Source organism: Luteibacter sp. ME-Dv--P-043b (assembly GCF_030209605.1).
Classification (GTDB): domain Bacteria; phylum Pseudomonadota; class Gammaproteobacteria; order Xanthomonadales; family Rhodanobacteraceae; genus Luteibacter.
On the sequence record NZ_JARVRT010000003.1, the window covers coordinates 209,732 to 215,850 of the forward strand.

Consider the following 6,119-nt stretch of genomic DNA (forward strand, 5'->3'; position numbering starts at 1 on the left):
CCGAACTCGCTCAGAGCGTAACCACCCGACGCCTCTGCGACGACAGAGGCCATCTGGGTGGAGAGCAAAGCGTTGGCAACTCGGGCGGTAAGCCCCGGATACGCGTGTCGCGCGATGTTGCGAGCGTTGCTTTCCCGACCCGGCACCTCCTCCCCGTGCCCACCCATGACGGCGAGCCCTTTAGCTATCGCTGATCGTGGCGCTTAAGCGCGCCGACGCGCCTGACGCGCTTCCATCCACTCGTACAGCACCGGCAGCAGCACCAGCGTCAGCAGGGTGGAGGTGATCAGCCCGCCGGCCACCACGGTCGCCAGGGGACGCTGGGTTTCCGCGCCTACCCCTTGCGAGAGCAACATGGGGACCAGGCCGAGGATCGCCACCGTGGCCGTCATCAGCACCGGTCGCAGCCGCAGCAGGCTGCCCTGGATCACCGCTTCGCGCAGGTCGCCCGCCGCATCGCGTTGCCTGTCGAGGAAGCTGACCAGCACGATGCCGTTGAGCATGGCGACGCCGAACACCGCGATGAAGCCGACCACGGAGGGCACCGACAGGTATTGCCCGCTGACGAACAGTCCGACTACGCCGCCGATCACCGCGAACGGCACGTTGGCCAGGATCAGCGCCGCGTGCCTGAACGACTGGAACGCGGTGTAGAGCAGCACGAAGATCAGCAGGATCGTCAGCGGGACGATCAGCGCCAGTCGTTGCATGGCGCGCTGCTGGTTCTCGAACGCGCCACCCCATGCCGTGTAATAGCCGGTGGGTAGCGCCAGTTCGCGCGCCAGGCGTGTTTCGGCCTCCCGGACGAAACCGTCGATGTCACGCCCGCGTACGTCCAGGCCGATGACGGCGAAGCGTTGCAGCGCCTCGCGGCGAATGAACGAGTAGCCGTCCGCCTGCGTCACCGTGGCTACCTGCGCGAGCCGCACCAGCACGCCGGATGGCGTGCGCAGCGGAATGCGCCCGATCGCCTCGGGCGACGCCTTGCTGGCGTCGTCCAGCCGCACGGCGATGTCGAACCGGCGCACGCCATCCACCAGGCTGCCGACGGCCTGGCCACCGATGCCGTTGCGCACCACGGTGAGGATGTCGTCCGCGTTGAGCCCGTAGCGGGCCATCGCTGCCCGGTCCACCTCGATGCGCAACTGCGGCTTGCCCAGGTTGGCTTCCAGCGACAGGTCGGCGGCACCGGGCACCGTGGCCAGGATGTCGCGTGCCCGGGCGCCCAGACGATCGAGCGTGGCCAGGTCGTCGCCGTAGATCTTCAGGGCCAGCGTGGCGCGCACGCCGGAGATCAGTTCCTCGATGCGCATCTGGATCGGCTGCGTATAGCTGACCACGGCCGTGGGCAGCGCGTCTTCGAGTTCCTTCTGCATCGTGGCCTCGATGCTGGCCAATGTCTGGCCGGGGCGCCACTGCGCGGCGGGCTTCAGCGGCGTGTACACCTCCATGTAGTTCACGTCGGCCGTCTCGCCCTTTTCCGCGCGTCCGATCATGGCCAGCGTGGTTTCCACTTCCGGCACCGTGGCGCGGATGCGTTCCGCGACGCGACGCGACACGTCGATGGACTCGTTCAGCGAAGCCGAGGGAATCGAGGTGATCCGCCACATGATCGCGCCCTCGCGCAGCACCGGCATGAATTCCTTGCCCAGCAGGGGAAACAGTCCCATCGCGGCCACGAGCAGCAGCAACGAGGTTGCCAGTACGCCGCGGCGATGGGCCAGCGCGGCGCGCAGCACGCGCTCGTAGCGACGCTTCAGCCACGCCACCAGCCGCGTGTCCTTCTCGTGCCCGGGCTTGAGCAGCACCGCCGCCAGCACCGGCACCAGGGTGAGGGCGAGCAGCAACGACCCGGCCATGGCGAAGCCGATGTTGAACGCCATCGGCCGGAACATCTTGCCCTCCAGGCCTTGCAGGCCGAACAGCGGCAGGAAGACCACGATGATGATGAGGATCGCGAAGGCGATCGGCGCGGCCACTTCGCGCGCTGCCTCGCGCACGGCGCCGCCGCGGTCGACGACGCGGCCCTGCGCGGCGTGCTCGCCCATGATCCGGTGTGCGTTCTCCACCATGACCACCGCGCCGTCCACCATCATGCCGATGCCGATCGCCAGCCCCGCCAGCGACATCAGGTTGGCCGACAGGCCCCAGCGGTCCATGCCGATGAAGGCGATCAGCATGGCCAGCGGCAGGGTGGTCACCACGATGAGCGCGCTGCGCCACTCGCCCAGGAAGACGAACAGCACGACGGCCACCAGCAGCGCGCCCTCCAGCAAGGCGCGGGTGGCCGTGCCGACGGCGGCGTCGACGAGGTCGGTGCGCTCGTAGACCGGGCGCACCACGACACCCGGCGGCAAGGCACGGCGGATCGTCTCCAGTTTCGCCTTGACCGCTTCCACCACGCTGCGTGCGTTCTCGTCGATGCGTGCCAGGGCCTGGCCGAGGACGACTTCCCGGCCATCGCGCGTCACCGCCCCGGTGCGCGGCGCGCCGGCCTCGACCACGGTCGCCACGTCGCGCAGGTAGACCGGCGTGCCGTCGTCGCTGCGCAGCACGATGGCGCCCAGGTCGGCAGCGTCGCGCAGCAGGCCCACGCCGCGGACCAGGTATTGCTCGCGTCCCACGTCGATCGCGTTGCCGCCCACCTGGGCGTTGTTCGCCTCCACGGCCTGCAGCACGTCCTTCAGGCCGAGCCGGTAGGCGATCAGGCGCTGCGGGTCGACGCGCACCTGGAACTGGCGCTCCTGGCCGCCCCAGGAGATGACGTCGTCGACACCGGGCGCACTGCGCAGGATCAGGCGCACGGTCCAGTCCTGCCAGGCGCGCAGGTCCATGTCGGACACGGCGCCGTTTTCGCTTTCCACCGTGTACCAGAACACCTGGCCCAGTCCCGAGGTGTTCGGTCCCATCTCGGGCTTGCCGTAGCCGTCGGGCAGTCGCTCCGCGACCTGCTGCAGGCGCTCGTTGACCAGCTGGCGCGCGAAGTAGATATCGGTGTCGTCGCTGAAATACACCGCGATGTACGACAGCCCGAACAGGCTGACCGAGCGGATCGTCTCCACGCCGGGCAGGCCGGCGAGCGCCGATTCGACGGGTGTGGTGAGCAGGCGCTCGACATCTTCCGCGGCCAGCCCGGTGGCTTCGGTGTAGACGTTCACCTGCACGGGCGTTACGTCGGGAAAGGCATCGATCGGCAGGCGGCGCAGCGCGCCCACGCCCAGCGCGGCTATCGCCAGCACGCCAAGGATCACCAGCAGCTTGTAGCGCAGCGACAGGTCGACCAGTCGGGTCAGCATCATTCGTCTCCCAGCTGCGAGCGGAGCAGGCGTGCTTTCAGCACGAACGCGCCTTCCCTGGCGTAGCGGCTGCCGGCTGCCACGCCGCGCCGGATGGGCGTCCATCCGCCCCGCGTCTCGCCCACCTCGACCGGCGTGGGCTCGAACCTGCCGTTGCTGCCGCGCACGAAAACCGTCGCCTGGTTCTGCAGCAGCACCACCGCGTCGGCGGGCACGGCCAGTACCGTGTCCGAGGCGCCGGTGGCGATCCGCACGTCCACCGGATCGCCGGGATGGAGCAGGTCGTCGCGGTTGTCCACGCGAAGCCGGATACCGGCCGTTCGCGTGCCCTCGTCGGTGCGATGCGCGCGCTGCACGACACGGGCCGGCCATGTCCGGCCCTGCGCGGCGATACTGGCCTCGGCTCGCGGTGTGATCTGCGCCGCCACGGCGGGAGGCAGCTGCGCTTCGACCCAGACGGTGTCCTCGGTGACCACGGTGAACAGTGTCTTGCCGGGTTCGACGCGTTCGCCGACGAGGAAATCGTCGCTGGTGATCCGGCCCGCGCGGGTGGCGACCAGCTCGAAGCGGCCATCCGCTGCCGGCGAACCGCGCCGGAGCATGCCTGCGATCTGTGCGTCGCCCAGCCCGTAGGCGCGCAGTGCGGCGCGTGCCTGGTCGCGGGCCACCTGCGCCTCGGCATAACGGCGGCCGGAGACGGCCTGCGGCCCCAGCGCCGAGACGCGCGCCCAGTCCTGGCTGGCGACGATGAGGCGCCCCTGCGCCTCGGCTACCTCGATGCTGGAAAGCACCACCAAGGGGTTCCCGGGAGCCACCATGTCGCCGAGCCTGGCCTTGCGCTCGATCACCTGGGCGGTGACGCGTGGTGACACGAGCACGGTGGCATAGGCGTCGATCCGGACCTCGCCGGGGGCGACCACGGTCTCGGCCATGGCATGGGTGCCGAGCGTATCGACGACGATGCCCGCGTCGGCCATGGCCTTGTCGTCCAGTGCGAGGGGATGGTCGGTCGCGCCGGCCTGCATCGTGGCCAGTGCAAGGCCGATGACGAGTGCGATGCGGCGCGCGGAAATACGGTGGGTCATGGGTTGGCATCCTGTGCGGGGCCGTCGATCCAGTCGCCGAGGCGGCCGGTGGCCACGAGGTAGTCGAACCACGCCTGCCAGGTCTGGGTTTCCAGGGCGAGCGTGGCGAGTGCGGTATCGAGGTGCTGGTTCAACTGCACCAGGTAGTCGGAGGTATCCAGCTCCCCCGCCTGCCAGAGGCGCTCAAGCAGCAGCGTGCGTGGGCCGGTGGGTTCGGCGCGCAGGCGGCGCAGGGTGTCGGCGGTCTGGCGCAGCGTGCGGTAGGTGTCGGCGGCCTGCCGCAATGCGGAGGCCGTCTGCCATCCCACGGCCTGTCGTTGCGCCAGGGCCGCATCCGCCTCGGCCTGCGCGGCGGCGATCTCGGCCCGTCCACTGTTGCGCACGGGCAGGGCGATGGCCACGCTGAGTCCGATCACCGGATCGCTGCGGGTGCCGCTGCGCACGCGGCCGCCGGTGAGGCTGACCACGGGATCCGGTACGCGGGCGCGTCGCGCCACGTCCACGGCGGCGTCGCGGCGACGTTGCTCGGCATAGGCCTGCGCCAGTTCGGGGCGTTGCTCCGCCTCCCGCGGCACGATCCCATCGGGTGGTGGAGGCAACCCCTCGGGCAGGGCGGGCAGCCCGGTTTCCATGCCGTCGCCCAGCGCCGCCAGTGTCGCCATGGCCGCGGCCTGCTGGCCTTCCAGCGAGGCCTGCGCGATGCGTGCCTCGGCCAGGGCGAGGGCGGCCAGGTCGCGCTCGGGTGCACTGAGGTCGCCGACCCGCAGTCGTCGCTCGGCAAGGTCGTCGAAGCGCTGCATCGCGGCCACGCGTTCGCGACCCAGCATGTCCTGTCGATGCAGCAGCCCGACGGATGCCCAGGCTTTCAGCCACTGCACCGCTATGTCGCGGCGGCGCAGGGCGTAGGCGGCGTCGCTGGCCATCAGCGCGGCGTGGCTTTCCTCGACCCGTGCCCGCCGTTTGCCGCCGATATCCAGCGCGAGGCTGGCCGAGGCGGTACGGCGATCGACATCGGCGTTTTCGCCCTCGAGGGAGAGCGTGGGGTTGTAGACGGGCTGGTCGGCCGCGCGGACACGGGCCGCGGCGGCACGCCGTTCGGCCTCCGCGGCCTGTACGTCCGGGCTGCGGGCCCACAGGGCGTGCACGCGATCGCGCAGGGCGGGTGGCGCCGGGGGCGGCAGGTCAGGGAGCGACGCGGCCTGTGCCCGGGCGGCGAGGCACAGGCAGGCGCACGCAGCGGCGTGGAACACCGTACGCAGGTGGGACATGGGTGGATCTCCGGAAGAACGTGCACGGATCGACGTGGCCGCTGAGGCGGCCGGCGTCGCGCGGTCGGTTCGTCAGGCGATCGGTGGGCGGAGCGGGGAGCGCGTGTATGCCGAGACCAGCACGGCATCCGGCTTCACGGCGACGTGCGAGTGGGGCACGCCGGCGAGGACCGCGGGCAGCGCGGCAGGCATGGCGACGTTGTGCGCGCAGCTGCAATGGCAGCCGGCACCCTCGTCGAGCACGCAGGTGTCACCGGGGCCGGCCTCGGCCGTCGCAACGGCGATGTTGCCGTCGGCGAGGGAGGCCACGCGGGGGGCGTCGAGCAGGCAGAACGTGGCCATGGTGAGCTTGAACAGCAGCACCGCGAGCGCCAGCACCCACAGGCCGCGCTGGCGGCGGATGCGGGAGAACAGGCGGGGCGGGTGGGGGTGCATGGGTGGGGATGCTAGAGGATGGGGGGCGGTTGGAC

4 protein-coding genes are annotated in these 6,119 nt (G+C 70.7%); all 4 read right to left on the reverse strand.

What is annotated here, in order from left to right; all coding sequences use genetic code 11:
• Window positions 1-203 precede the first annotated feature (203 nt).
• Entirely contained in the window at window positions 204-3,296 is a 3,093-nt protein-coding gene (locus QRN34_RS02510) for a CusA/CzcA family heavy metal efflux RND transporter (RefSeq protein WP_285401832.1), read from the reverse strand.
• Window positions 3,296-4,381, reverse strand: coding sequence for an efflux RND transporter periplasmic adaptor subunit (locus tag QRN34_RS02515; protein WP_285401675.1), 1,086 nt, complete (start codon window positions 4,379-4,381; stop codon window positions 3,296-3,298). The genes QRN34_RS02510 and QRN34_RS02515 overlap by 1 nt, the downstream gene beginning before the upstream one ends.
• Window positions 4,378-5,649: a TolC family protein gene (locus tag QRN34_RS02520; RefSeq protein WP_285401678.1), complete on the reverse strand. Its 1,272-nt coding sequence runs from the start codon at window positions 5,647-5,649 to the stop codon at window positions 4,378-4,380. Before QRN34_RS02520 ends, QRN34_RS02515 begins: the two co-directional genes overlap by 4 nt.
• 72 nt (window positions 5,650-5,721) lie before the next feature.
• Complete coding sequence (locus tag QRN34_RS02525) at window positions 5,722-6,084, reverse strand: hypothetical protein (protein WP_285401680.1); 363 nt, start codon at window positions 6,082-6,084, stop codon at window positions 5,722-5,724.
• Window positions 6,085-6,119: the final 35 nt, after the last annotated feature.